The organism is Zobellella sp. DQSA1 (assembly GCF_041950555.1).
Taxonomy (GTDB): domain Bacteria; phylum Pseudomonadota; class Gammaproteobacteria; order Enterobacterales; family Aeromonadaceae; genus Oceanimonas.
On sequence record NZ_CP169531.1, the window covers coordinates 1,271,504 to 1,297,885 of the forward strand.

23 protein-coding genes and 1 other RNA gene are annotated in these 26,382 nt (G+C 58.8%); 15 read left to right on the forward strand and 9 right to left on the reverse strand.

Annotated elements, in window-relative coordinates:
* Nucleotides 1–69 precede the first annotated feature (69 nt).
* The 4 genes from ACEVBK_RS06180 (at nt 70) to serS (ending at nt 6,058) form a co-directional block, all read left to right on the forward strand.
* Complete coding sequence (locus tag ACEVBK_RS06180) at nt 70–2,652, forward strand: DNA translocase FtsK 4TM domain-containing protein (protein ID WP_375057721.1); 2,583 nt, start codon at nt 70–72, stop codon at nt 2,650–2,652.
* Nucleotides 2,653–2,655: 3 nt separating this feature from the next.
* Nucleotides 2,656–3,264, forward strand: a complete 609-nt coding sequence (gene lolA / locus ACEVBK_RS06185) for an outer membrane lipoprotein chaperone LolA (protein WP_375057722.1) — start codon at nt 2,656–2,658, stop codon at nt 3,262–3,264.
* Nucleotides 3,265–3,337: 73 nt separating this feature from the next.
* A complete protein-coding gene (locus ACEVBK_RS06190; RefSeq protein ID WP_375057723.1) occupies nt 3,338–4,687 on the forward strand; it encodes a replication-associated recombination protein A in 1,350 nt (449 codons plus the stop codon).
* 72 nt (nt 4,688–4,759) lie between these two features.
* A complete protein-coding gene (gene serS / locus ACEVBK_RS06195) occupies nt 4,760–6,058 on the forward strand; it encodes a serine--tRNA ligase (RefSeq protein ID WP_375057724.1) in 1,299 nt (432 codons plus the stop codon).
* A gap of 48 nt (nt 6,059–6,106) precedes the next feature.
* Here the strand turns inward: serS and ACEVBK_RS06200 are convergent, their stop codons facing one another.
* On the reverse strand, nt 6,107–6,322 hold the full coding sequence (locus ACEVBK_RS06200; RefSeq protein ID WP_375057726.1) for a DUF2798 domain-containing protein: 216 nt from the start codon (nt 6,320–6,322) through the stop codon (nt 6,107–6,109).
* Between the two features lie 335 nt (nt 6,323–6,657).
* On the opposite strand from ACEVBK_RS06200, the gene ACEVBK_RS06205 reads away from it, so the two are divergent.
* From ACEVBK_RS06205 to purF, 4 genes are all read left to right on the forward strand, one after another.
* On the forward strand, nt 6,658–6,906 hold the full coding sequence (locus ACEVBK_RS06205; RefSeq protein ID WP_375057727.1) for an AbgT family transporter: 249 nt from the start codon (nt 6,658–6,660) through the stop codon (nt 6,904–6,906).
* Entirely contained in the window at nt 6,903–8,273 is a 1,371-nt protein-coding gene (locus tag ACEVBK_RS06210) for an AbgT family transporter (protein WP_375057728.1), read from the forward strand. Before ACEVBK_RS06205 ends, ACEVBK_RS06210 begins: the two co-directional genes overlap by 4 nt.
* Before the next feature lie 153 nt (nt 8,274–8,426).
* Nucleotides 8,427–8,912, forward strand: a complete 486-nt coding sequence (locus tag ACEVBK_RS06215) for a CvpA family protein (RefSeq protein WP_375058522.1) — start codon at nt 8,427–8,429, stop codon at nt 8,910–8,912.
* A gap of 20 nt (nt 8,913–8,932) precedes the next feature.
* Nucleotides 8,933–10,453, forward strand: coding sequence for an amidophosphoribosyltransferase (gene purF / locus ACEVBK_RS06220; protein WP_375057729.1), 1,521 nt, complete (start codon nt 8,933–8,935; stop codon nt 10,451–10,453).
* A 63-nt stretch (nt 10,454–10,516) separates the two neighbouring features.
* Here purF and ACEVBK_RS06225 read toward each other — a convergent pair whose 3' ends face one another.
* From ACEVBK_RS06225 to ACEVBK_RS06235, 3 genes are all read right to left on the reverse strand, one after another.
* On the reverse strand, nt 10,517–11,116 hold the full coding sequence (locus tag ACEVBK_RS06225; RefSeq protein ID WP_202086241.1) for a Yip1 family protein: 600 nt from the start codon (nt 11,114–11,116) through the stop codon (nt 10,517–10,519).
* Nucleotides 11,117–11,559: 443 nt separating this feature from the next.
* The gene (locus tag ACEVBK_RS06230) at nt 11,560–12,360 is read right to left on the reverse strand and encodes an alpha/beta fold hydrolase (protein ID WP_375057730.1); all 801 of its coding nucleotides are present in this window, start codon (nt 12,358–12,360) and stop codon (nt 11,560–11,562) included.
* Complete coding sequence (locus ACEVBK_RS06235) at nt 12,353–13,384, reverse strand: DUF2817 domain-containing protein (RefSeq protein WP_375057731.1); 1,032 nt, start codon at nt 13,382–13,384, stop codon at nt 12,353–12,355. The genes ACEVBK_RS06230 and ACEVBK_RS06235 overlap by 8 nt, the downstream gene beginning before the upstream one ends.
* A 349-nt stretch (nt 13,385–13,733) precedes the next feature.
* Between ACEVBK_RS06235 and ACEVBK_RS06240 the strand changes: the two genes are divergently transcribed.
* A complete protein-coding gene (locus ACEVBK_RS06240) occupies nt 13,734–16,343 on the forward strand; it encodes an EAL domain-containing protein (RefSeq protein ID WP_375057732.1) in 2,610 nt (869 codons plus the stop codon).
* Nucleotides 16,344–16,436: 93 nt separating this feature from the next.
* Here the strand turns inward: ACEVBK_RS06240 and ssrA are convergent.
* Nucleotides 16,437–16,795, reverse strand: a transfer-messenger RNA (tmRNA) gene (ssrA, locus tag ACEVBK_RS06245).
* 45 nt (nt 16,796–16,840) lie between these two features.
* Nucleotides 16,841–17,326, reverse strand: a complete 486-nt coding sequence (gene smpB, locus ACEVBK_RS06250; RefSeq protein ID WP_375057733.1) for an SsrA-binding protein SmpB — start codon at nt 17,324–17,326, stop codon at nt 16,841–16,843.
* 136 nt (nt 17,327–17,462) lie between these two features.
* Between smpB and ACEVBK_RS06255 the strand changes: the two genes are divergently transcribed.
* Complete coding sequence (locus tag ACEVBK_RS06255; protein ID WP_375057734.1) at nt 17,463–17,912, forward strand: SRPBCC family protein; 450 nt, start codon at nt 17,463–17,465, stop codon at nt 17,910–17,912.
* A complete protein-coding gene (locus tag ACEVBK_RS06260) occupies nt 17,857–18,234 on the forward strand; it encodes an RnfH family protein (protein ID WP_375057736.1) in 378 nt (125 codons plus the stop codon). Before ACEVBK_RS06255 ends, ACEVBK_RS06260 begins: the two co-directional genes overlap by 56 nt.
* 69 nt (nt 18,235–18,303) lie before the next feature.
* Here the strand turns inward: ACEVBK_RS06260 and ACEVBK_RS06265 are convergent, their stop codons facing one another.
* Entirely contained in the window at nt 18,304–18,642 is a 339-nt protein-coding gene (locus ACEVBK_RS06265) for an outer membrane protein assembly factor BamE (RefSeq protein WP_375057737.1), read from the reverse strand.
* 167 nt (nt 18,643–18,809) lie between these two features.
* On the opposite strand from ACEVBK_RS06265, the gene udp reads away from it, so the two are divergent.
* Nucleotides 18,810–19,568 carry a uridine phosphorylase gene (udp, locus tag ACEVBK_RS06270; protein WP_375057738.1) on the forward strand — a complete coding sequence of 253 codons (759 nt, stop codon included), beginning with the start codon at nt 18,810–18,812 and terminating at the stop codon, nt 19,566–19,568.
* 36 nt (nt 19,569–19,604) lie between these two features.
* Here the strand turns inward: udp and recN are convergent, their stop codons facing one another.
* Nucleotides 19,605–21,284 carry a DNA repair protein RecN gene (gene recN, locus ACEVBK_RS06275; RefSeq protein WP_375057739.1) on the reverse strand — a complete coding sequence of 560 codons (1,680 nt, stop codon included), beginning with the start codon at nt 21,282–21,284 and terminating at the stop codon, nt 19,605–19,607.
* Between the two features lie 81 nt (nt 21,285–21,365).
* Entirely contained in the window at nt 21,366–22,250 is an 885-nt protein-coding gene (gene nadK / locus ACEVBK_RS06280; RefSeq protein ID WP_375057740.1) for an NAD(+) kinase, read from the reverse strand.
* Between the two features lie 186 nt (nt 22,251–22,436).
* On the opposite strand from nadK, the gene grpE reads away from it, so the two are divergent.
* From grpE to dnaJ, 3 genes are all read left to right on the forward strand, one after another.
* The gene (gene grpE / locus ACEVBK_RS06285; protein WP_375057741.1) at nt 22,437–23,039 is read left to right on the forward strand and encodes a nucleotide exchange factor GrpE; all 603 of its coding nucleotides are present in this window, start codon (nt 22,437–22,439) and stop codon (nt 23,037–23,039) included.
* A gap of 124 nt (nt 23,040–23,163) precedes the next feature.
* A complete protein-coding gene (gene dnaK / locus ACEVBK_RS06290) occupies nt 23,164–25,089 on the forward strand; it encodes a molecular chaperone DnaK (protein WP_375057742.1) in 1,926 nt (641 codons plus the stop codon).
* Nucleotides 25,090–25,181: 92 nt separating this feature from the next.
* A complete protein-coding gene (gene dnaJ / locus ACEVBK_RS06295; protein ID WP_375057743.1) occupies nt 25,182–26,315 on the forward strand; it encodes a molecular chaperone DnaJ in 1,134 nt (377 codons plus the stop codon).
* Nucleotides 26,316–26,382: the final 67 nt, after the last annotated feature.

Below are 26,382 nucleotides of genomic sequence, written 5' to 3' on the forward strand. Positions count from 1 at the left end.
GCCTGACGACTTTTCCTGTCGCAGTTTTTAGATAGCATGACACAACAATAAAGAACGAGGAGCGGGCGTTTGGCGGAGAAAAAGCTGTTTACTCCCATGTCTGGTTTACAGCGTCTGTTTGAGGCCGGATTGATCATCATTATTTTACTGGCGATCTTTATGATGTTATCGCTGGTGTCTTACCATCCCTCGGATCCGGGCTGGTCACAAACCGCATGGGGCGGGGAGATCAGCAACGCCGCCGGTCCCGCCGGTGCCTGGCTGGCGGATATCCTGCTGTTCGTGTTCGGTTTCTCTGCCTATCTGGTACCGCCGTTCATGGTGTTTTTTGGCTGGGTTACCCTATGGCGGCCCAAAGGCCTGACTGAGATCTGCTACCTGACCCTGAGCCTGCGCATCATCGGTTTCCTGATGCTGCTGCTCAGCCTGCTGGCATTGGCCAGCATGAATGTGGGAAATATCTATTACTTTTCCTCCGGCGGTCTTGTCGGTGACATGCTGGCGGCGGCCATGAGTTCGGTATTTGGCTCCCTGGGGACCACCCTGATGCTGCTGTGCGGCTTTGCCACCGGTGTGACTTTCTTCACCGGCTGGTCCTGGCTGTTGATCGTCGAGCGGTTGGGGGCTGCCGTGCTGGAGCTGCCGAGTTGGCTGCCTTCGGCACCCAGCCGCCTTGTTGAATGGCTGGTCGAGCGCGTGCGAGGCCGACCGCATTCAGGCGAAGGAGAGCGGGTGGAGCCGGAGTCCCGGGCTCCCCTGATACCAGCTTCTTCCGAATCGGGTGTTGTCGGCTGGCGTCGTTTCAAAGCGCGGTTGGGGCGTGGGGATGATCACGATGAGGCGTGGGAAGACATACCGGAAGATCCCCTGCTTGCGCCGGTTCCGGCGGCGGCGGAAAGGCGGCCTGTACTGCAGAAAAAAACACCGCCGGTTCGTTCTTCGGTACGTAAAGAGCCGGTCCTGGGCGTGACCGAACCGGCCGACGAGACGATGTCCACCATCGCCGAAGTCCATGGCTGGGCCCTGGACGATGACGACGAGGCACTGGAACTGCCCTGGCTGAGTGACGAGGCGGAGCCGGCCACCGACCATCAGACTCCGCCGCCGGCGCCCTTGTCACCGGCACCTGTACCGGCCCGGCAGCGCAAGTCGGATTTGACGCCCCTGCCGCCGGTTGAACTGCTGGACAAGCCCAAGCCCAAACAGCATTCGGTGAGCGAAAGCGAACTGGAGCGCATCGCCCGTCTGGTAGAAGCCAAGCTGGCCGACTATAACGTGCAGGCGAATGTGGTCGGTGTTTATCCGGGCCCGGTGATCACCCGTTTCGAACTGGATCTGGCCCCCGGGGTCAAGGTCAGCAAGATCACCAACCTGGCTCGGGACTTGGCCCGCTCCCTGTCCGCCATCAGCGTGCGGGTGGTGGAAGTGATCCCCGGCAAACCCTATGTGGGACTGGAGCTGCCCAATACCCGGCGGGAAACCGTTTACCTGCGGGAAGTTCTGGACAGCGATCCCTTCCGCCGCAGCGAGCACCCGCTCACCCTGGTACTGGGCCAGGATATTGCCGGCGAGCCGGTGGTGGTCAATCTGGCCAAGATGCCCCATGTGCTGGTGGCTGGTACTACCGGTTCGGGCAAGTCGGTGGGGGTCAACGTCATGATCCTGTCGATGCTTTACAAGGCCACGCCGGAAGACGTGCGCTTTATCATGATCGATCCCAAGATGCTGGAGCTGTCGGTCTACGAGGGCATTCCGCATCTGCTGACCGAAGTGGTGACCGACATGAAGGAGGCGGCCAACGCCCTACGCTGGTGCGTGGGCGAGATGGAGCGGCGCTACAAGCTGATGTCGGCCATGGGCGTGCGTAACCTCAAGGGCTTCAACACCAAGGTCCAGGACGCCATCGACGCCGGTGAACCCTTGCGTGATCCCCTGTGGCAGCCGACCCAGTCGATGGACACCTATCCGCCGGCGTTGGAGAAGCTGCCCCACATCGTGGTGGTGATCGATGAGTTCGCCGACATGATGATGATCGTCGGCAAGAAGGTGGAGGAACTGATCGCCCGTATCGCCCAGAAGGCGCGGGCGGCAGGTATCCACCTGGTGCTGGCGACCCAGCGGCCCTCGGTGGACGTGATCACCGGCCTCATCAAGGCCAATATTCCGACCCGGATGTCGTTCCAGGTGTCGAGCAAGATAGACTCGCGCACCATCCTCGACCAGCAGGGCGCCGAGTCGCTGCTGGGCATGGGCGATATGCTCTACCTGCCGGCCGGCGACAGTAACCCGACCCGGGTACACGGCGCCTTCGTCGATGACCACGAGGTGCACCGGGTGGTGGCCGCCTGGAAGGAGCGGGGCGAGCCCGACTATATCGAGGATATCCTGAGTGGCGAGGTGGGCGCCGATGGTCTGCTGCCCGGGGAAGCGGCGGAAGGGAACGATGAAGAGCTGGATCCCTTGTTCGACGAAGCGGTGGCTTTTGTCGTAGAGAGTCGCCGCGGCTCTACCTCCAGTGTGCAGCGCAAGTTCAAAATAGGCTACAACAGGGCCGCCCGCATCATCGAGCAGATGGAGCACCAGGGCATCGTCAGCCCTGCGGGTGGAAACGGTCAACGTGAAGTGCTGGCGCCTCCGCCGGCCAGGGAGTAATGAATGAGAAAATTGGCAACCCTAGGGGTCTTGCTGTGGTCGGTCAGTGCCGTGGCGCTGGCGGATGCCAGGGCCGAGTTGCAGCAGAAACTGGCGGCCTTCGAGCGCTTTTCCGCCGATTTCAGCCAGCAGGTGTTCGATGAGGGAGGCAAGCCGATGCAAACGGCCGAAGGCACCATGCAGCTGGCGCGACCCGATCGCTTTCGCTGGCATACGGCCTCACCCGACGAGAGCCTGATTGTCTCCAACGGCACCGATGTATGGATGTTCGATCCCTTCGTGGAACAGGTCAGCATAGTGCCGCTGGAGCAGGCGGTACAGAATACGCCTTTCCTGTTGATTGCAGGCGGTGACGGCCGCCGCTGGCAGCAGTACGAGGTGGCCCGGCGAGGCGCCGATTATGTGGTGACCAGCAAGGATCCGAGCGAGCTGGTGAAGCAATTCAGCCTGCGTTTTGACGGCGCCAATCGTATCGAGCGCTTTACCGTGCTGGAGTCCGGCGGTCAGCGCAGTGAATTCAGCCTGCGCAACATCAATACCGCGCCGGTCACCGCGGCCGATACTTTCCAGTTCACGCCGCCGGCCGGGGTAATGATAGACGACCAGCGTTAAGAAAAAGTCAGCAGAGGTAGTGATAAGCGGTAAGCTGTGGGCTTACCGTTTTGTTTTATGGGAGAACGACGGGATGACTACCCTGAGCCTGGATTTCGAGCAGGACGACTTTCGTCCCCTGGCGGCGCGGATGCGCCCCGCCCGGCTGGAGCAGTACCTGGGCCAGCAGCATATACTGGGGCCGGGCAAGCCGCTGCGCCGGGCGCTGGAAGCGGGGCACTGCCATTCCATGATCCTCTGGGGGCCGCCGGGCACCGGCAAGACCACCCTGGCCGAACTGGCGGCCGCTTACTGCGACGCCCAGGTAGAGCGGGTGTCGGCGGTCACCTCCGGGGTCAAGGAGATCCGTGCCGCCATCGAGCGAGCACGGGAGCACCAGCTTGCCGGGCGACGTACCATCCTCTTCGTGGACGAGGTGCACCGCTTCAACAAGTCCCAGCAGGACGCTTTCCTGCCTCATATCGAGGACGGCACCGTCACCTTTATCGGTGCCACCACCGAGAATCCCTCCTTCGAACTCAACAATGCTCTGCTGTCCCGGGCCCGGGTCTACCTGCTCAAGCGGCTGGAGCCGGCGGACGTGGAGGCGATGATCGAACAGGCCCTGAACGACGAACGGGGCCTGGGCGGCCAGGCCATCGAACTGGCGGCTGGCGTGCAGCAGGCCCTGGCCGAACTGGTGGACGGCGATGGCCGCAAGGCACTCAACTACCTGGAGCTGCTGGCGGACATGGCCGAGGAGCGGGAGGGGCTGCGCCGGATCGACAAGGCGTTGCTGGCGGAGGTGACCGGTGAGCGGCTGGCCCGCTTCGATAACCAGGGCGACCTCTATTACGATCTGATCTCGGCGGTGCACAAGTCGATCCGCGGCTCCAACCCGGACGCCGGTCTCTACTGGTACGCGCGCATGATCAGTGCCGGCTGCGATCCTCTCTATATTGCCCGCCGGTTGCTGGCCATCGCCTCCGAGGACGTCGGTTTGGCCGACCCCAGGGCCATGGAGGTGGCGTTGGCGGCCTGGGACTGCTTTACCCGGGTGGGGCCGGCGGAAGGAGAGCGTGCCATCGCCCAGGCTATCGTCTATCTCGCCTGCGCGCCCAAGAGTAATGCGCTGTACACCGCCTGGAAAGCGGCCTTGCAGGACGCCACGCAGCTGCCGGACTTCGAGGTGCCCACCCACCTGCGTAACGCGCCCACCAAATTGATGAAGGAGCTGGGCCATGGCGCCGAATACCGCTACGCCCACAACGAGCCAGGGGCCTATGCCGCCGGTGAGGCCTACCTGCCCGGGGCGCTGCGGGAACGGCGTTACTACCAGCCCAATGAACGGGGCTTCGAACAAAAGGTCAAGGCCAAGCTCGACTACCTCAAGAGCCTGGACGAACAGGCCGGCGGCCAGTTGGCCCCGGGCCGTCGAAGCTGATAAACTGAAGCCGACTTAGTGACTTCCGACCCTGCGTGTCATACGCATTACAAGCATCAAATAAGGTAACTCATGCTGGATCCCAAATACCTGCGCAGCGACATCGCCGACACGGCCGCGCGGCTGGCAAGCCGTGGTTTTACTCTGGACGTCGAGCTGTTCAACCGCCTCGAGGAAAAGCGGAAGTCTCTGCAATCCCGTACCCAGGAGCTGCAGGCCGAACGCAATGCCCGCTCCAAGGCCATCGGCCAGGCGGCGCGCAGCGGCGAGGACATAGTCCCGCTGAAGGCGGCGGTGTCGCAAATCAACGATGAGCTGGATGTGTGCAAGGTCGAGCTGGACAAACTGCTGACCGATATCGAGGCTTTCTGTGCCGCCATTCCCAACCTGCCCCACGAATCGGTGCCGGTGGGCCGGGACGAAAATGATAACGTCATGGTACGCAGCTGGGGCCAACCCGGCGAGCTCGGCTTCGAACCGAAGGACCATGTTGCCCTGGGTGAGGCCCTGGCTGGTCTGGACTTCAAGGGCGCGGTGAAGATTGCCGGCTCCCGTTTCGTGATCATGCAGGGGCAGATTGCCCGGTTGCACCGGGCCCTGGCCCAGTTCATGCTGGATCTGCACACCACAGAGCATGGCTACACCGAGTGCTATGTACCCTATCTGGTGAACAGCGACAGCCTGTTCGGCACCGGCCAGCTGCCCAAGTTCTCCGCCGATTTGTTCCACACCGCCATCGAGGGCGAGGGAGACGAGGAAGGCAAGGTACGTCGTTTTTCCCTGATCCCCACCTCGGAGGTGCCTCTGACCAACATAGGCCGGGACGAGATCTTCGAAGCGGATCAGCTGCCGCTCAGGTTTACCGCCCATACTCCCTGTTTCCGCTCCGAGGCCGGCTCCTACGGCCGGGATACCCGTGGTCTTATCCGCATGCACCAGTTCGACAAGGTGGAAATGGTACAGCTGGTACATCCTGAAAAATCCTGGGACGCGCTGGAAGAGATGGTGGGGCACGCCGAGAAGGTACTGCAGGATCTGTGCCTGCCCTATCGAGTGATGACCCTGTGCTCCGGCGACATGGGCTTCGGCGCCGCCAAGACCTACGATCTGGAAGTCTGGCTGCCGGCGCAGAATGCCTATCGGGAAATTTCGTCCGTGTCCAACTGCGCCGATTTCCAGGCCCGCCGGATGCAGGCCCGGGTGCGCGGCGCCGACGGTAAACCCCAGTTGCTGCACACCCTGAATGGCTCCGGCCTGGCGGTGGGACGTACCCTGGTGGCGGTGCTGGAGAATTACCAGCAGGCCGACGGTCGCATCGCCGTACCCGAAGTACTGCAGTCCTATATGGGCGGCCTCAAGTTTATCGGCTGAGACAGATACAGTTCGGGCAGTAAGCCGGGGCCATGAGCCCCGGCTTTTTTATGGGCGCACCAGGCGGCCGACCAGTTGCTGCAGACGGGGGGCCCCCACCAGGATCAGCATGAAGGCCACGGGCCAGGCGATATAGAAGGCCCGCCACCAGCGGGTGAGGAAATCGCCGGCCAGGCCGGTGTTCACGCCGGTCATGATGGTCACCATGTAGAGAGACATCAGTACCGAGAACAGCAGCCGGGCATAGCGAACAGGGAAGAGCATGAGGATTCTCTTTATATTAGATTTCTCTTAATGTTGATTTTAACAGCTTGACTCCCGGTTGGCATCCTCCCTGTCGGGCGTCCCTACTGTGTTCTGGTATCTTTACCTTTCGCTGTTCTTACCATAAATAGTTAATAAATCTGTAAATAATAAACATTTTGGCATCATATTTCGTTGATGATAGAGAAGACAAGTGTATAATCCGTCGCCCGTTTGACTTGGTTTAGAGTTTCCGTTCAGTTTTGGTTTAAAGGCTGGTTTTTTTTGTCTTCTTAATCCTTTATTTGCGGTTTCTTAACCTGTTTTTGCCGAAAAGTACTGATGGAGAAAAAGACATGACGTCCCGTTCAAGCGATTACAACGGCAGCCCATCCGGGAACGAAGCCCAGGAACCGAAAAAGGGCGCCTTCACCCGTTTCCTTGACACAGTGGAATGGCTGGGCAACCTGCTGCCCCATCCCATCACCCTGTTCGCTATCTTTTGTGGTGTCATCCTGGTGGCCTCCGGCATTGCCGGCTATTTCGAAGTCAGTGTGGCCGACCCCCGGCCGAAGGAGCTCCCGGCCGGGCCGTCGACGGCATGATCCAGGTGGTCAGCCTGCTCAATGCCGAGGGCCTGTCACGCATCGTCAGTAGCCTGGTGACCAACTTCACCGGTTTTGCCCCGCTCGGCACCGTACTGGTAGCCCTGCTGGGGGTCGGTATTGCCGAACACTCCGGGCTCTTGTCCGCTACCATGCGGGCTCTGGTGATGAACGCCTCCAAGCGCATGGTTACCGTGACCATAGTGTTCGCCGGTATCGTCTCCAATACCGCGTCCGAACTGGGCTATGTGGTGTTGATCCCGCTGGCGGCGATGATCTTCCACTCCCTGGGCCGTCACCCGCTGGCCGGCCTGGCCGCGGCTTTTGCCGGCGTTTCCGGCGGCTACAGCGCCAACCTGCTGCTGGGCACCGTAGATCCGCTGCTGTCGGGCATTACCCAGACCGCGGCCCGTATCATCGATCCCGACTATGTGGTGGGACCCGAGGTCAACTGGTATTTCATGTTCATCAGTACCTTCGTGATTTCGGCTCTGGGCGCCTTCGTCACCGAAAAAATCGTCGAGCCCAAGCTCGGCAGATACAACAAGGACAACGCCGCCATCGATCTCAATGCCGCCGAGATGGGCAAGGTCAGTGCCGAGGAAAAAAGGGCGCTGAAAGGCGCCGGCCTGGCGGCCCTGGTGGTTTGCATCCTGCTGGCCCTGACCATAGTGCCGGAAAACGGCATACTGCGTCACCCGGCCACCGGGGCCGTGGCCGGCTCGCCTTTCCTGCAGGGCATAGTGGTGTTCATCTTCGTATTCTTTGCCATCCCCGGCTATGTTTATGGCCGCCTTATCGGCACCATGAGGAATGATCGCGATGTGATCGATGCCATGTCCAAGAGCATGAGTTCCATGGGCATGTATATCGTGCTGGTGTTTTTCGCCGCTCAATTTGTGGCCTTCTTCAGCTGGACCAACTTCGGTACCGTGATCGCGGTGCAGGGAGCCACCTTCCTGCAGAGCGTGGGCCTGACCGGTCCCATGTTGTTGCTGTGCTTTATCCTGCTCTGCGGTTTTATCAACCTGATGATCGGCTCGGCTTCGGCCCAGTGGGCCGTAACGGCCCCCATCTTCGTACCCATGCTGATGCTGGTGGGCTATGCTCCCGAGGCCATACAGGCGGCTTACCGTATCGGGGATTCGACCACCAATATCATCACCCCCATGATGAGCTATTTCGGCCTGATCATGGCGGTGGCGGCCCGTTATCAGAAGAACATGGGTATCGGCACCCTGATGGCGATGATGCTGCCGTACTCCATCGTCTTCATGATTGGCTGGAGCCTGCTGTTCTACCTGTGGGTGTTCGTGTTCGGCCTGCCGGTCGGTCCGGGGGCGGCGACCTTCTATAGCGGTCTGTAACCCTTGCGGGGCCGGAGATGGAAATCCTCCCCGGCCCTGGCTGCATTCAGGGGATAGTTTGATATTGAATGAAATTTATCCGCTTTTTCTTCGCCTTTTGCCGGGCTCCTTTGGTAGAATGCGCGGCAATTAAGAGGTCCCCGGCAATAAATGATGGTTTGGATAGACTACGCAATTCTCGGCATTATCGGCCTGTCAGCACTCATCAGCCTGGTCAGGGGCTTTGTGAAGGAAGCGATGTCGCTGGCCACCTGGGTGGCGGCTTTTTTCATCGCCAGCCGGTTCTATGCAGACCTGGCCGTTCACCTCGATATTTCCGATCCTTTATTCCGCAATGGTGCCGCCATTGCCATTCTGTTTGTGTTAACCCTGATCCTGGGTGCCCTGGTCAATTACATTGTCGGTGAGTTGGTCACCAAAACCGGCTTGTCTGGCACCGATCGGGTCCTGGGCGTTTGTTTCGGAGCTGTGCGGGGCGTTTTTATCGTCGCTGCCATGCTGCTGTTCGTCGATACCATGACCGCCTTTCCGCAAAGTGTGTGGTGGCGGGAGTCCCGGTTGATCCCGGAATTTGGTATAGTGATCCAGTGGTTTTTCAGCCTGGTGCAGAATTCATCCAGCTTTTTACCCAAGCCATAGCGAGTTGAGGAAATTAGGACATGTGTGGGATTGTCGGTATTCAAGGTACGACCCCGGTAAACCAGGCGCTGTATGACGCTCTGACGGTACTTCAGCACAGAGGTCAGGATGCAGCCGGCATCGTTACCATTTCGGGTGATACCTTCCGCCAACGCAAGGCCAATGGTCTGGTACGGGACGTATTTGAAGAGCGCCACATGGAGCGGTTGATCGGCAATGTCGGCATCGGTCATGTGCGTTACCCTACCGCCGGCAGCAGTAGCGTGGCCCAGGCCCAGCCGTTTTACGTGAACTCGCCCTTTGGCATCGCCCTGGCCCACAACGGTAACCTGACCAATGCCAAAGAACTGAAAGAAGAGCAGTTTCGGGTGGCACGCCGTCACATCAACACCACTTCCGACTCCGAAGTGCTGATCAATGTGCTGGCTCACGAGCTGGATCAGCAAACCCAAAAACTGCATCTGGAGCCCGGCCATGTGTTTGCCGCGGTCAGCCGGGTGCATGAAAAGGTGAGGGGGGCTTACGCGACCGTGGCGGTGATCATCGGCCACGGCATGCTGGCGTTCCGCGATCCCAACGGGATCCGTCCTCTGGTGCTGGGAAAGCGGGAATCGGAAGAAGGGGGCATCGAATATATGGTGGCGTCCGAAAGCGTGGCGCTGGATGCGGTCGGCTTCAGCCTGATCCGCGACGTGGCACCGGGCGAGGCTGTCTATGTCACCGAGCAGGGCGAGCTCTTTACCCAGCAGTGCGCCGCCGAGCCCCAGCATCAGTCCTGCATTTTCGAATATGTTTATTTCGCCCGCCCCGACTCTTTTATCGACAAGGTGTCTGTCTATGGCGCCCGGGTACGGATGGGCCAGAAATTGGGCGCCAAGATCGCCCGGGAATGGGAAGACCTGGACATCGACGTGGTGATTCCTATTCCGGAAACCTCCTGTGACATCGCCCTGGAGATCGCCCAGAATCTGAATATTCCCTACCGCCAGGGCTTCGTGAAAAACCGTTATATCGGTCGTACCTTCATCATGCCCGGTCAGCAGCAGCGCAAGCAGTCGGTGCGCCGCAAACTGAACGCCATTCCTTCGGAATTTACTGGCAAGAATGTTTTGTTGGTGGACGACTCCATCGTGCGTGGTACCACCTCCGAACAAATCATCCAGATGGCACGGGAAGCGGGCGCCAGGAAGGTGTATTTCGCCTCCGCCGCCCCGGAAATCCGTTTCCCCAACGTCTACGGTATCGATATGCCTTCCGCCAACGAGCTGATCGCCTACGGCCGTGAAGTCGAAGAGATATGCAAGCTGATCGGTGCCGATGGTCTGATTTTCCAGGACCTGGAAGACTTGGAGGACGCGGTACGTTACTTCAATCCGGAGCTGCGCCGGTTCGAGACCTCGGTGTTTACCGGGGAGTACGTGACTCAAGACGTGAACCAGGAATATCTGGATGACTTGAATGCCCAACGTAATGATGGTGCCAAGCAGAAGGACAGCATTGACAACAGTCATCTGGAAATCTACAACGAAGGCCAATCCTGAATAAACCGCTCAGGACATCAAAAAGGGGTCGCAAGACCCCTTTTTCGTGCCTGTTATTTCACCTCACTGGGTGTAGACGGGTCCCAGACCCCAGCTCCAGACGATAACGGAGCCGACCATGATGCATACCAGCAGCACCAGGCCGCAGGTCACGACCGAGCTGGCGTAGATAAAGCCGCGCTCTTCGGGAATGTGCATGATGATAGGGACGCCGGAGTAGAGCAGATAGACTGAATAGGCCAGCCCCGCCAGGCCGACCAGCATCAGGAAGATGGGCTCGGGGTAGAGTACCGCCAGCCCGGTCATGAACAGCGGGGTGGCGGTGTAGGCGGCCAGTTCCATACTCTGGGTAAAGTTAGGGCTGGCGCCAAAGGTCTTGGCCATCCAGAAGGTCAGGTAGGCCAGAGCGAACACCCCGGCGATCAGGGTGAAGTACATGCCCACCGACATCATCAGGGCGCTCTGGGTGGTCAGCATGATGGTGTTGCTGGTGCCGAAACTCCAGCCGATCATGGTGGCGGAAATAAAGGTACAGACCGCCGGTATCAGCGCAATGAACGCGAGGTGGATCAGGCTGTAGTTCAAACTTTCGTGATGGTGGTCTATGGTATGCCACTCTTCTTTGGGGTGCGCATACAGGCCCCAGATATGGTTTAAAATCATAGCGTTATCCCCTTAACTATCGCTACCGGCAAGCGGCTGGTTCAGGGTAAAAACCGTTTCATCCGTTTTTACCTCTTCCTAAGTTTGGTCAGACTCCTGTGAGCGTCAAGCTCCGTTACGTATAAACCACAATTTTGCAACCTGGCTCAAATACCAGGAGAGCCGGCGGTGACCCTGGCTGCCGGTGCTTATGCCGGGAACAGGATGTCACCCGGATACAGGGGCACGATGCGGGGATGGCCGTGACGCCTTGGCTTGTTCGGCAATCAGGGCTTAATACATTCAGCCATGGGCCGCCAGCACCCGGAAGTGGTCCAGGGAAAAATCCGGGCCCGAATTCAGCATCTCCAGGCCACCACCAGCTTGATCCGGCAGGTGTCAGGTTGCAGCTGAAACTGTTGGATGAAGGAAGATTGCCAGTCGCGCATGATTTTTTCACCTGGCTAACATGAGGTGACGGGCTTGTAACTCATGTTGTTCCCGCCTGGCGCCTCCTCTGCCAGCCAGGAGGCCACCTGGCGACATACCCACTCCGGCTCGTCCAGGGGCAGATCATGGCCGGCAACTGGATGGCGGCGCAGCGGCAGGTGCCAGGCTTCGGCCAGGGCCTGGCTGCAACGGGGATTGACCAATCGATCCCCCTGGCTGTTCAGCACCAGCATGGGCACCGAGGGGGAACGACTCGGTGGGCGGTAGCGCAGGGCGGCCAGCAATTGGCACAGGGTGTTGCGCCGGGTGGCGGGGTGTTCCCGAGCATAACGGGTCCAGCGGGCGAGGAGTTCCTGATCTTCGGCGAAGCGCCGGCTGGTCAGGTGCAGTATGGCGGCTTCCTGGGCCTGCGGATCCCGTTGCCACAGCAGCCATTTCAGCAGGGGCCAGTAGGCTTGAGGCCTCAGCCGCTGGTAGAAGGGACTGAATCCGGCCAGGCTGGTGTTCATCAGCACCAGACCAGCCAGTTGCTGTGGGTGGCGGCTGGCCCAGTCGATGGCGACCATGCCGCCGAGGGACAGGGCCAACAGGTGAACCGGCCCCTGCCGTAGCCAAGGGTGCCAACGCAGCCGCAGCCGCTCCGTGATGCCCGTGATGGACAAGGGGCTGGTTTCGCCATGTTCGGTGCCGAAGCCGGACAGATCCGCCAGTATCAGGTTGTCATCGGGGAAGTGTTGCCGAAAGCGGCGGGGAAAGTCTTCCCAGTGACGTTGCTCGCGCATCAATCCCCGCAACAGTATCCAGTTTTTAGTCATGGCCTCGCCCTTGCTCAACCCACAGGTCATGGGCCACCTGTTGGAGATGATGGTGTCGCTGTGGGGGCGGCAGCCAGATGGCGTGGCTTTCTACCGCCCGGGCCAGAAAGTCGATCAGGATCAGGTGACGACGGAGTACCCGCTGGTGCCGGTGTGGTTTTACCGGGTTGAACAGGCCGGTAAAACGCAGCAGTTGCAGAGGATTCTTGCGTACCCACAGCCAGGAGCCCATTTCCAGGGTGAAGGAGAGGAAGATACCGGGACTGTCCCGGTGCGCAAGGGTGAGGTGATCCCAGAGATCGCCGTGGGCCATGTAGTGCAGCCATTGGGGCTCGATGTCGTAGTAGTTGTGGTTGGGGTAGGTGGTCAGAAACAGCTCCCGTAAGGCCATGATTTCGGCCAGGCGGGGCGGGGGGGCCTTACTGCCGGCAAAGGGGAACCACAATCGGTCCCGATGACCAAACCCGGAATGACAATCCAGCGCCAGGGCGAAGGGGCGCCCGATCAAATAACGCTCCACGGCCAGGCAGAGGGCTTCGGATTCCGTTTCCAGTCGGTGCCCTCGATACCAAGGCAAATGACGGCTCAGGCGCTGCCCGCCCAGGGGCCAGTAGACGGAGTCGTCGGCCTCCACCGGACTGTTGCGCATAATATCCACCCCATTGCCGTTACAGCGGGTCGCTCTGAGCATGCCGACCGGATTCACGACCGGCATAAATACCAGACTGATCCGCTCCAGCAACCTGTGGGTCAGGCTGGACCAGCGCAGGCTGGCCACCAGGGAGTGAAGATAGGCCAGTACCACGGCACTACCGATCCTCTCAATCCCATGAACGCCGCCGAACAGTCCCAAGGCCGGGGCATCGGCCGCCCGGGTGCCAAGCCGGAGCAACTGCAGCGGTAACCCATCCTGGCCATCGTGCACGCAGCCCAAGGTTTCCAGCTGCGCATGAGCACCGGCGCTCAGCGCCAGCTCGGCCAGTTCATTGAGCTCAGGCAGGGCATAGGGGGGGGATCCAAGCATGGTCATCCCTTGTGCAGGAAAAGTCTGTATCCAGTGTATGCAATAAACCATGACGTTTTGAGCCATGTATTGTGATGGAGCCCTTTATTACCGCCGGGAAGGATGGCGCCGGGCTTTCCGGCCCGGTATCCCGCCTTGGCTGATGGCAGCCGGGGCGCTGGCCGATTATTATGGCAGGAGAGTGTCTCCATGAGCTTTATATGGGTATTAAGTATACTTTCTGTTACACTTTTACCTCTTTATTAGTAGTTACTAAAAATAATGAGAGACGGGTCATTTTCAACCTGTCCATGCCGATTCACTCTGCCGCCCTGATCCTTCCATGCTGATATCCGTGATTGAACAAGCCATGCTTCTCCTCGCCTCGGGCTGGTTGCTGACGCTCAACGTCCGTCAGGGACAGCAGCATCCACGGTTGTTGATCCTGACCTCGGGTCTCTGGTTTGGCGCCATCGCCATCGCCTGTATGCAGGTGCCCTTTACGATTTCTCCCGGGGTGCTGCTGGATGCGCGCAACGCCGTGCTTTTTGTGGCCGGCCTCTTTGCCGGGCCGGTTTCCGGGGGGCTGGCCTTGCTGCTGTCCGGCGCATTCCGGTTATGGCTGGGGGGGGAGGGGGCGGTACCCGGCATATTCAACATGGTGATGGCGCTGGCGTTTGGCCTGGCCATGCGCTATGCGCTGAACCGGGGATGGGTCCGACTGGAGTTATGGCACTTGCTGCCGGTCGTGATGCTGTTGCACCTGATGACCTTGTCACTTGTGTTTTTGACGGTGTCGCCGGAACAACATCACCCCTTGTTGCCGCTGCTCTGGCCGTTTCTGCTGGTGATGATACCGCTGACCCTGGTACTGGTCTTTATCTTGAACGATGCAGAGCAGCGACGGCGGGAACAGCGGGCATTACGAGAAAGCGAGGCGCGGCTGAGGGCGATTACCGGTGCCTTACCGGACCTGATGTTTGTGATCGACGGCGATGGGCGCTACCTGGAAGTGATGGCCTCGGACGCCAACCTGCTCTCTGCCTCGGCAGACTGCATCATCGGAAAAAATGTGCGGGATCTATTTCCTCCGGTACAGGCGGCTTGTTTTCTGGCATTTATTGCCCGGACCCTGCGCCAGAAAAGGGTCAATACCCTGAATTACGAGGTGGAAACGCGCTGCGGGCGCCGGATCTTCGAGAGCCTGGCGCAGCCACTGGATGGCCGGTTCGATGGCAAACCGGCGGTCGTGATCCTGAGCCGTGATATCAGTGCCCGGGTTAAAAGTGAAACCGAGTTACGTATTGCGGCCGTGGCGTTCGAGAGTTTCCAGGGCATGCTGGTCACCGACGAATACAATCGTATTTTGCGGGTGAACAAGGCCTTTACCGAGATTACCGGCTACACCCCGGAAGACGTTGTGGGCAAGACACCCAAGGTGTTCAGTTCCGGCAAGCATGGTTACGAGTTCTATCGGCAGATGTGGCAATGTATTGAAACTCAAGGACACTGGCAGGGGGAAATTCATAATAGGCGCAAGTCCGGCGAGCTCTATCCGCAGTGGCTGTCGATCAGCGCGGTCAAGGATCAGGGCGGCAGGGTGAGTCATTATGTGGCGGCCATCAACGACATGACCGAACGTAAACGAGACGCCGAAAAAATCAATCACCTGGCGTTTTATGATGCCTTGACCGGTTTGCCCAACCGGCGCTTGCTGCTCGAGCGGATCAAGCAGGCCCAGGCGGTGAGCGCCCGTGGCGGCAAGCTGGGCGCCGTAATTTTTATCGACCTGGATCATTTTAAGGGTATCAACGATCTCTGGGGGCATCAGGTCGGAGATCAACTGCTGCAGCAGGCGGCGCAACGGTTGAATCAGGTGGTGTGCGAAACCGATTGTGTAGCCCGCCTGGGAGGTGACGAATTTGTGATCCTGCTGGGAGAGTTATCCGATGAGCCAGCGGCAGCCCGGCTTGAGCATATCGCGCACAAGCTGATGGAGGTACTGGAGCAGCCTTATGTGCATGAAGCCCATGTACTGCGGGGAAGTGCCTGCCTGGGACTGGTCACCCTGGATGATCACAGCCCATCGGCGGATGAATTGCTGCAACAGGCCGAACTGGCTATGTATGAAGCCAAATCCGCCGGCAAGGGCAAGTGGCGCTTCTTCGATCCGGTGATGCAGGAGGTCATTTCCCAGCGGCTGTTGCTGGAGGAAGAGATTATTCGGGGGATGGACGCCGGCGAGTTTTGTGTCTATTTTCAGCCACAGTTTAACGCGAGGCGGGAGATGACTGGGGCCGAAGCCCTGGTTCGCTGGCGCCATCCCAGCCGGGGTGTACTAACACCCGGCGCCTTTATCGAGGTGGCCGATGCTGCCGGTTTGATGCATCGAATCGATCGCATCGTGTTGTTGCGTGCCTGTGAGCAGATGGCGTGCTGGACCCGGCTGCCGGCCTTCCATGACTTTACCGTGTCGGTCAATATCAGCCCGGCTCAGTTGTACCAGAGCGGTTTTATCGACGAGGTGCTCAATGTGCTTGGGCAAACCGGCGCTGCCCCGTCCAGGCTGAAGTTCGAGCTGACCGAGTCCATGCTGATCAATGACATGCCCAAGGCAATTGAGCGTATGAGGATCCTCAAACAATATGGGATTCGCTTTGCCATCGATGATTTCGGTACTGGTTATTCCTCGTTGCACTATCTGCAGCAGCTGCCTCTTGATCAACTGAAAATTGATCAGTCTTTTGTGCGGGCCTTGCCCGGCGATGACAACAGTCTCAGCATTATCCGGGCGATTACCGCCATGGCTGGCAGCCTGAAACTGGAAGTCATTGCCGAAGGGGTCGAAACCGAAGACCAGCTCGCCATGCTGCAAGCCAACGGCTGTGGCCTGTATCAAGGCTATCTCTTCGCCCGCCCGGGCCCGGCGGAAGAGATAGAGGCGATGATACCCTTGAAGGAGACGGAGCCCGGTGCGTGAAGGAACTCGAGGAAACTAAAGCGAGAGGCTGAGCCAGTCTTTTAACTAATTGATTTAAAAAAAAAGCCGCCTTGCGGCGGCTTTCCAATCGATTGGTGGAGCTGGCGGGAGTTGAACCCGCGTCCGAAAAACCTACATCGTCGGTACTACATGCTTAGTCAGTCATTAATTTCGCCACCTGCTGCGGACAGACACGCCACAGAATGACTATCCTGAATTGGATTTAACGCTTCAACCGTCAGGCACGGCATCCACGCGATCCTGTGAAGGATGACCTTCCAATTCCCTAAGTCACAGGCAAGCTAGGGTAGAAGGGCTCTTGCAGGTTATTAAGCTGCTAGTGCGTAGTTTTCGTCGTTTGCGACTATTTTTTGCGATTTTTTTACGAGGCCTATCGCACCTCGGCATGCACCTTGGAGTTCGAGAATCTCGTCGAATCCTGAATCAGCCCCAAGTTGAGTGTTGATCTTATTTCAATCGCCGCTAAATAACAAGCCTCAGCGGATCTTATGTTTCATCATCCGCTCTTTTTCCCGCTGCCAGTCGCGCTCTTTGACATCTTGGCGCTTGTCATGGGACTTCTTGCCTTTTACCAAGCCGATCTCGGCCTTGACCCAGGACTTGGACCAGTACAGGGACAGCGGCACCAGGGTGTAGCCTTCCCGTTCAATAAGACCGGTGAGGCGGTCCAGTTGGCGCTTGTGCAGCAGCAGCTTGCGGGTGCGCAAGGGATCACAGACCACGTGAGTGGAGGCCATGTTGAGAGGGGTAATGGTGGCGGCAAACAGAAAGGCCTCGCCGTTTCGCATGAACACGTAGGCCTCGCCGATGTTGACCTTGCCGGCCCGCAGCGCTTTGACTTCCCATCCTAGCAACTCGACACCGGCTTCGAATTTTTCCTCGATGGAGTATTCGTGCCGTGCCTTGCGGTTAACGGCGATGGTGCTGGAACCGGTTTTTTTCTTGGCTTTGTTTTTTGTCATAGTGGCGGCATTATACGGTGCCGATAGGAGCTTGGGAATTGGTGATATGGCGACCGTCGGTTTTTTGTACAGTGTTGGCGATGAGCCCGGCCCTGATTGGTGTTAACATCAAGGGGTTTTGGTGGCAGGAGAGGTTATGCCCAGTATTACCCGCAGCGCACTGGTGATGTTCAGTGCGCAACAGATGTATGAGTTGGTTAACGACGTGGATGCCTACCCTCAATTTTTACCGGGTTGCGTGGCCAGTCGCATTGTGTCCGAGTCGGGCAACAGCATTACCGCAGCCTTGGATGTGGCCAAGGCCGGGATCCGCAAGACCTTTACCACCCGTAATCTACTGGAACCTCATCAGCGTATCGAAATGGAGCTGGTGGACGGTCCCTTTAAGTCTCTCAGTGGCGGCTGGACTTTCACTCCCCTGGACGTCGATGCCTGCAAGGTTGAACTGAAGCTGCATTTCGAGTTTACCTCGCGCCTGGTAGAGCTGGCCTTCGGCGGTGTATTCAAGGAACTGACCAATGCCATGGTGCATGCGTTCAGCGAGCGGGCGAGGGAGGTATACGGCAGTGAATCTTATCCGGGTTGAAGTGGTGTATGCCCTTCCGTACCAGCAAACGGTGCTGAGTCTGAAGGTGCCCGCTGCCGATACGGTCAGGCAGGTGATCGAGCAATCGGGTATTTTACAGCAATATCCGGAAATCGATCTCGACACCGATATGGTGGGTGTGTTCGGGCGTCAGGTAAAGCTTGGGCAGCCACTGCACGATGGCGACAGGATAGAAATCTATCGGCCTTTACTGGCGGACCCCAAAGAAATCCGCCGGCGCCGTGCCGAGCAGGCGAAAGAGGAAGGGCGGGCCGACAAGGTGACCGGCGGCAGGCCCGACCCGAAGAGAACCAGAAAATAAATCAACGGGGCCGACGCAGGCGGCCCTCCGGGCCATACGGGCATCAGTGACCTTCAGCCCGCCACTTCGTTACAGTCCCCGATGAAAATCCTCGGATACCGGAAAGTCGCCTTGAACCGATAGCAGGGCATCGTTGCTGAAGTCCAGCGTCAGCTGTTTTTGCTCGATGTCGCCCCGTCCCGGTTTGAAGTAATAGAGGTAGACCCACTTGTCGTCATTGAAACCATCGAGGCTCATGGGATTACCCAGCAAAAAGCGAACCTGCTCTTTGGTCATGCCCTGGCGCAGCTGGACTACCTGCTTTTCTTCGATGTAGTTGCCCTGGGGGATGTCGACCTTGTACACCAGGCCGCAGCCGGCCAGGGGAAGAGCCAAAAATAAAGGTAAAATCAAGGTTTTGAGTTGCATAGCTGGATAATATCCTGTGTGACCTGGGGGCATCATAGCCGTTGGTGCTTGTGTTGTAAAAACTAGACCCGCAAACCATCAATTGGTTCAGTGAGCTGGGTCATGGTCATTTTTTTGCTGCTGGCTTAATATCTTCATCTCTAACTATACCTTTAAGGGGTGAGGCGATGACAAAGCATGTGTTTCATTTGGGCATTACCGATGAGGATCTGAAAGGGGCGACGTTAGCCATTATTCCGGGCGATCCTGAACGGGTACAGCGTATTGCCGAGCAGTTGGGTAATCCCCGCCATCTGGCCAGCAAGCGTGAATTCACCTCCTGGCTCGGCGAGCTGGACGGCAAGCCTGTCGTGGTGTGCTCTACCGGTATCGGCGGGCCCTCTACTTCTATTGCGGTGGAAGAATTGGCCCAATTGGGGGTTTCCACCTTCCTGCGCATTGGCACAACCGGGGCCATCCAGACTCATATCAGTGTCGGTGACATGATTGTCAGCATGGGGTCGGTACGATTGGACGGCGCCAGCAGCCATTTTGCTCCCATGGAGTTTCCGGCGGTAGCCAACTTCGATTGTACCTGCGCGCTGGTGGATGCCGCCCGGGACATGGGGATCGCTCCTCATGTGGGGATCACCGCTTCTTCGGACACCTTCTACCCCGGCCAGGAGCGCTACGATACCCATTCCGCCCGGGTATTGCGCAAATTCCAGGGCAGCATGAAAGAATGGCAGGCGATGGGGGTACTGAATTATGAAATGGAGTCTGCCACCCTCCTTACCATGTGTGCCAGCCAGGGGTTGCGGGCCGGTTGTGTGGCCGGAGTGATCGTCAACCGCACCCAGCAGGAAATTCCTGATGAAACCACGATGAAAAAAGCCGAGCAACAGGCCATCGATATTGTCATCGGCGCCGCCCGCCGGCTGGTTTAGAACAAGCGGTTGCCCGGTGAAAGCCGGGTTTGCAGCTTATCCTTGACAGGCCTCACCGCAAACCAGCAACTCCCTGGCATTGGCCAGGGTGTTGGGCGTTATCCTGTTGCCGCCGAGCAGTCGGGCCAGTTCCTGCAGACGGCTGTGTTCGTCCAGTTCCTGCATACGAGTCTGGGTGTCGTTGTCGGCACTGTTCTTACTGACGAAAAAGTGCTGGTGACCATTGCCGGCCACTTGCGGCAGATGGGTAATGACCAGTACCTGGGTGGAGTCGCCCAGCCGGCGCAGCAACTTGCCTACCACGGCCGCGGTGGGGCCACTGACGCCCACGTCCACTTCATCAAAGATCAGCGTTGGGGTTTCCACCTTCTGGGCGGTGATCACCTGGATGGCCAGGCTGATGCGTGACAGTTCACCGCCGGAGGCAACCCGGCCCAGAGGACTGAGCGGTTGTCCCGGGTTGGTGCTGACCAGGAAATCTATCCGGTCGATACCGAGCGGTGAATAGCCGCCGTCGTCGGTGGTTACCTTAATTTCAAAGCGGCCGTGTTCCATGCTGAGCTGGTGCATGCTCTGGGTTATCTGGCGGTCGAGTGAGCAGGCATAGCGTTGCCGACTCTGGCTGAGCCGTTCCGCTGCCTGCAGAAAGTTTTCCCGGGCCCGTTCCACTTCCTCGTCCAGCCCCAGCAGACGGAAGTCGTTATGCTCCATTTCTGACAGACGACCGCTTATTTCCCGATGAAAATCACACAGCTCTGCCGGTGGCACATGGTGCTTGCGGGCCAGCTCCATCACCTTGCCCAACCGGGCTTCCACCTCGTACAGGCGTTCCGGATCCAGCTCAAGCCGATCCAGGTAACGGCTCAGTTCACTGTGCCCCTCTTCCAGCTGGATCAGACTGCTTTCTATCATGTCCTGAACCGGACCGAGCCGGGCATCTATCTGGCTTAATTCGAGCAGGGTCTTCAAGCCCTGGCGTAGCAGTTGCAGGGCATTGGTTTCCTCGCCATCCGCCAGCACATTGAGTACCAGCTGACAGTCGTTGAGCAGCTCGGCACCATTGGCCAGGCGTTTGTGCTCCGCTTCAAGTTCGGGAAACTCATCTTCGGCCAGGGCCAGTTCATCCAGCTCGGCCACCTGGTACTCCAGCAACTGGCGCTGAGCCTGCCACTGGGCCTGCTCGTTTTGCAGTTGCTTGCGCTCATTGCTGAGCTGGCGCCAGTGCTGATAGTGCTGGCTGACCAGTTGCAGCAACTGATGGTGGCCGGCATAGGCGTCGAGCAGGCGGCGCTGGTAGTCGTGCTTTTGCAGCTCCTGGTGGGCATGCTGGCCGTGGATGTTGACCAGCAGGCCGCCAAGGGCCTTCAACTGGGACAGGGGCACCGGGGTGCCGTTGATGTAGCCACGGGAGCGCCCTTCCTTGCTCAGGGTACGGCGCAGTATGCACTCATCTTGTTCATCCAGCTCCTGCTCGCTCAGCCAGGCCTTTACCCTGGGGAGTTGGTCGATGCGAAAACGTGCGCTGATATCGGCCTTGTCAGCGCCGGGACGGACCGAGTCGGCATCGGCCCGCTCCCCCAGGGCCAAGGCCAGGGCATCGATAGCGATGGATTTGCCGGCGCCGGTTTCGCCGGTGATGCTGGTCATACCCGGGCGCAAGTCCAGCTCAAGGAAAGAGACAATGGCAAAATTGCTGATGGTGAGCTGAAGCAACATGGTGGACTCCTGCACAAAACGAGGCTGTATTAAAATACAGTATACTGTTGTTTTGTACAGTATCAAGGGGCATCCGATCGCTCAGAACAATTTGCTGCCCCAGCCGAGCTTGCTGCGCAGCACTTCAAAGTAGTTATGGCCGCGTGGGTGTAGCAGTTTGAGTTTGTAGGGGCTCTTGTAGATATGAATTTCATCGCCGGGCTGGACTGCCAGCGACACATGGCCATCGCAGCTGATCAGCATCTGTTCGGTCTTGTTGGTGGGAGCGACCACCAGCTTCACCTGGGCGTCGGCATCGATCACGATGGGTCGGCAGCTCAGGGTATGGGGGAACATGGGCACCAGGGTGATGGCGTTGAGGTTGGGAGTCAGGATGGGACCTCCGGCAGACAGCGAATAGGCCGTCGAGCCGGTGGGGGTGGCGACAATCATGCCATCGGCCCGCTGGCTGTACATGAAATGCCCGTTGATATAGACCTCGAACTCGATCATATGGGCGATTTTGCCCGGGTGCAGCACTGCCTCGTTCATGGCGGTATTGCTGGCCTTGAGCTGACCATGGCGATGCACCTGGGCTTCCAGCAGGAAACGGTATTCGGCCTGGTAGTCGCCGGCCAGCAGGCGCTCGAGGGGGTGCTCGAAGCTGTCCGGTGACAAATCGGTCAAAAAACCCAGGTTACCCCGGTTGACGCCCACTACTGCCACATCGAAACGCGCCAGCACCCGGGCGGCGCCCAGCATATTGCCGTCGCCGCCCACCACGATGGCCAGATCGGCCCGTTCGCCCAGTTCGATCATTTCCAGCAGTTCGGCCTGTTCCAGGCGGAGCTGTTCACCCACACGTCGTTCGATCACCACCTTAAGACCCAGTTGAACAAGGTAGTGATACAGTGCCACCAGGGTTTGGTTGGCTCCTTCGTGATCCGGTTTACCGATAAGGGCAATGGTATTGAAGTCGGTTTCCATCGATGTGTTGGCCTGGCGGTGTCAGCAATGCGGCGGCGCATTCCCTGGCTGAATAAGTGGTCTTATTCTAAATAACCCTGGGGTTCAACGCTACCCGGCTGAACGAGGCTCTTTAAAAACCCTCTTGAAATCGTCCCGGCAGCCCCCATATAGGCACAAAGTTGGTTAACACAGACGGGAGACAACATGAGCAGCAAACAACACCAGGTTGAGGCAGAGCAGTCCGCCGAGCAGGAGCCGCTGACGGTAGAAACCGAAGCGACGGCGAATGCCGAGCCGAGCCCACCGGATGCGGCTTATGTAGCCGAGCTGGAACAAAAGCTGGCAGATGCCGAAGCCCATGTCCAGACCGAAAAAGAGAATGCCCTGCGGGCGCTGGCCGAGATGGAGAATATCCGTCGCCGTGCGGCCCAGGACGTGGAAAAAGCCCAGAAATTCGCTCTGGAGAAATTTGCCGGTGAATTATTGCCGGTCATCGACAGCCTGGAACGGGCGCTGGAGCACACCGACAAGGAAAACGATGCCTTCAAGGCGGTGTGCGAAGGGGTGGAACTGACCCTGAAATCCCTGCTCAGCACGGTGGAAAAATTCGGCGTGGTGCAGATCAATCCCCAAGGTGAGCCCTTTGATCCCAACAAGCATCAGGCCATGAGCATGATCGAGAGCAGCGAGGTGGCCCCCAACTCGGTGCTGGCGGTGATGATGAAGGGCTATGAACTGAACGGCCGGGTGCTTCGGCCCGCCATGGTGATGGTGGCCAAGGGCCCGTCCATCGATACTCAGGCCTGAGTCGCCGGTACCGCCAAAAAAATGTGATGTCTGTCTTGAAAGCCGGTAGCGGCAACCACATATAGGCACTAAGGCAAAACACCAAACGCTTATTACCGTATTTAAGATATTGAGAGAGGATTTTATGGGTAGAATCATCGGCATCGATCTGGGTACCACCAACTCTTGCGTTGCCATCCTGGATGGGGATACCCCGCGGGTTATTGAAAACGCCGAGGGTACTCGTACCACTCCCTCCATCATCGCCTATACCGATGACGGCGAGACCCTGGTCGGCCAGCCAGCCAAGCGGCAGGCGGTCACCAACCCCAAAAATACCCTGTTTGCCATCAAACGCCTGATCGGCCGCCGCTTCGAAGACGAAGAAGTGCAGCGTGACATCAAGATCATGCCGTTCAGCATCATCCGTGCCGACAACGGCGATGCCTGGGTGGCAGTCAAAGACAAGAAGATGGCTCCGCCACAGATTTCTGCCGAAGTGCTGAAAAAAATGAAGAAAACCGCCGAAGACTACCTCGGCGAAGCGGTGACCGAAGCCGTTATCACCGTACCTGCCTATTTCAACGATGCCCAGCGTCAGGCCACCAAGGATGCCGGCCGTATTGCCGGCCTGGACGTAAAACGCATCATCAACGAGCCGACCGCGGCGGCCTTTGCCTACGGCGTGAACAAGGCCCAGGGCGATCGCAAGGTGGCGGTGTACGATCTGGGCGGTGGTACCTTCGATATCTCTATCATCGAAATCGATGATATGGACGGCGAGAAAACCTTTGAAGTACTGGCCACCAACGGTGACACCCACCTGGGTGGTGAGGACTTCGACAACCGTCTTATCACCTATCTGGTAGAGGAGTTCAAGCGCGAGCAGGGGTTCGATCTGCGTAACGACATGCTGGCGCTGCAGCGACTGAAGGAAGCCGCGGAGAAAGCCAAGTGTGAGCTGTCTTCCGCCCAGCAGACCGAAGTCAATCTGCCCTATATCACCGCCGATGCCACCGGGCCCAAGCACCTGAACATCAAGGTGACCCGCGCCAAGCTGGAATCCCTGGTGGAAGACATGGTCAAGAAGTCCCTGGAGCCGGTGCGTACCGCGCTGCAGGATGCCGGCCTGTCCGTATCCGATATCGACGACGTTATCCTGGTCGGGGGGCAGACCCGGATGCCGCTGGTACAGAAAGCGGTGAGCGACTTCTTCGGCAAGGAGCCGCGCAAGGACGTGAACCCGGATGAAGCCGTGGCAGTGGGCGCCGCCATTCAGGGCGCGGTACTGTCCGGCGACAAGAAGGACGTGCTGCTGCTCGACGTGACTCCGCTGTCGCTGGGTATCGAGACCATGGGCGGCGTGATGACCGCGCTGATCGAAAAGAACACCACCATCCCGACCAAAAAATCCCAGGTGTTCTCCACCGCCGATGACAATCAGTCTGCGGTGACCATCCACGTGCTGCAGGGCGAGCGCAAGCGTGCCGGTGACAACAAGTCACTGGGCCAGTTCAACCTGGAGGGTATCCGTCCGGCACCGCGCGGCTTGCCGCAGATCGAAGTGACCTTCGACATCGACGCAGACGGTATCCTGCATGTGTCCGCCAAGGACAAGGACACCGGCAAGGAACAGAAGATCACCATCCAGGCGTCTTCTGGCCTGAGCGAGGAAGAGATCGAAGCCATGGTGCGCGCGGCCGAGGCCAATGCCGCGGAAGACAAGAAGTTCGAAGAGCTGGTTCAGGCCCGTAACCAGGCCGACGGCCTGGTGCATGCCACCCGCAAGCAGCTGGAAGAAGCCGGTGATGCCCTGGCCGCCGACGACAAGAGCGCCATCGAGTCTGCCCTGAGTGCCCTGGAAACTGCCGTTCGCGGTGAGGACAAGGCCGAGATCGAAGCCAAGCAACAGGCGCTGCTGGAAGCCTCCCAGAAGCTGATGGAAGCGGCTCAGGCCAAGGCTCAGGCTCAGGCGCACGATGCGGGCGGAGCTCAGGAAGGCGGTAACAAGTCCGATGACGACGTGGTTGACGCCGAGTTTGAAGAAGTGAAAGACGACAACAAAAAGTAATGGCCAACCCGGCGCATTGACGCTGACAGTGCGGGCGTTGGGACTCCAACGCCCGCCTTTGTGTAATTAGGACTCAGGTAAGCTAGTAGCCTATGTCGAAACGAGATTATTATGAAGTGCTCGGGGTTTCCAAGGGAGCCGATGAGCGCGAGATCAAGAAAGCCTACAAGCGGATGGCGATGAAATATCACCCTGATCGCAATAAAGAAGATGCGGATGCGGGTGACAAGTTCAAGGAAGCCACCGAGGCTTATGAAATACTGACCGACAGCCAGAAGCGGGCGGCCTACGATCAATTCGGTCATGCCGGTGTGGACGGCCAGCAGGGTGGTCATGGCTTTGGCGGAGCCGGTGCCGACTTCAGCGATATTTTCGGTGACGTGTTCGGTGATATCTTCGGTGGTGGTCAGCGCCGGCAGCAGCGGGCGTCCCGTGGTGCCGATCTGCGCTATAACATGGAATTGACGCTGGAAGAAGCGGTGCGGGGCGTCACCAAAGAGATCAAGGTGCCGACCCTGGTCGGTTGTGACGTCTGTGACGGCAGTGGCGCCAAGCCCGGCACCCAGGCCAAGACCTGTCCTACCTGCCACGGTCACGGCCAGGTACAGATGCGCCAGGGGTTTTTTACCGTGCAGCAGCCCTGTCCCCATTGTCGTGGCAAGGGTAAGATCATCACCGACCCCTGCCATAAGTGCCATGGCGAGGGCCGTTACCAGAAAACCAAGACCTTGTCGGTCAAGATCCCGTCCGGAGTGGATACCGGTGACCGTATTCGCCTGTCCGGTGAAGGGGAGGCCGGGGAGGCCGGTGCGCCGGCTGGCGATCTCTATGTCCAGGTGCATGTGCGTGAGCACGATATCTTCGTTCGTGACGGCAACAACCTCTATTGCGAAGTGCCGATAAGCTATACTTCCGCGGCCCTGGGCGGCGAGGTGGAAGTGCCTACCCTGGACGGCCGGGTCAAGCTCAAGATCCCGGCGGAAAGCCAGACCGGGCGCATGTTCCGGCTCAAGGGCAAAGGGGTGCGCTCGGCCCGCAACGGCCTGCTGGGCGATCTGGTGTGCAAGGTCTATATCGAAACGCCCGTCAACCTGACTGATGAGCAGAAAGAGCTATTGCGCCAGCTCGAGGACTCTTGTGGCGGCCTGGCGGCCAAGAAGCACAGACCCAAGTCGGAAGGCTTTTTCGAAGGCGTGAAGCGTTTCTTCGATGATTTGACCCGCTGAGTCCTCTGTATTAGGCTGGGCTGCTTGAAAAACAGCCCAGCGGCTGAAACGGATTATTGTGATACGA